Genomic DNA, 539 nt, shown 5'->3' with positions numbered 1-539 from the left:
AAATGAAGTTGTTGCTCTTGATCAACTAAACGTTGGGAATTTTCTAATTGTTTTTGCAGTGCTTTTATTTGCTCTTCATAAAAAGAGTTTTGTTCCTTTAAATCGGCGATTCTTTCTTGTTGTAAACTGTAAATCTTGTCATCTAGTTTACGAGGTTTACGAGTTGACGAGGATGTGTGGTCTTTTTTCATATAACCTTTTATGTTTTTTTCGACTTCGTCAGTAATTATATATTTGTTGTCAATTTTAGTAGGTTGACAATCTTCAGGAAGAAGGTTGATTACTTTGTGTATATATTGACGAGAAACTTTTAACTCATCAGCTAAATTTTTGACAGTTTTTGTCATTTTTACACCTCGTTAAACAACATTTTTATTAAATGTGATCGTTATTCAAGCCTAATTGTTCCATGCGTTCTTTAATTTCTCTGCGTAGTAATTCTTTTTGTTCTTCAGGAAGATCGTTTTCCCCGTTTTTGGGTAAATTTTCTTTTTGTTTAATTGGTTTTTCAGTATAAGTGTTATAGATTCGCTTTTTTG

Annotated in this window: 1 pseudogene; it reads right to left on the bottom strand. The window is 30.8% G+C overall.

Annotated elements, in window-relative coordinates:
- A pseudogene (locus tag FC65_RS11095) lies at window positions 1–347 on the bottom strand (hypothetical protein); the annotation flags it as partial.
- Window positions 348–539 lie beyond the last annotated feature (192 nt).

The sequence above is a fragment of the Ligilactobacillus acidipiscis DSM 15836 genome, from assembly GCF_001435755.1.
In the GTDB taxonomy this organism is placed as follows: domain Bacteria; phylum Bacillota; class Bacilli; order Lactobacillales; family Lactobacillaceae; genus Ligilactobacillus; species Ligilactobacillus acidipiscis.
The sequence above is the reverse complement of the archived record's forward strand: the minus strand, read 5'-3'. Positions and strand labels throughout refer to the sequence as shown.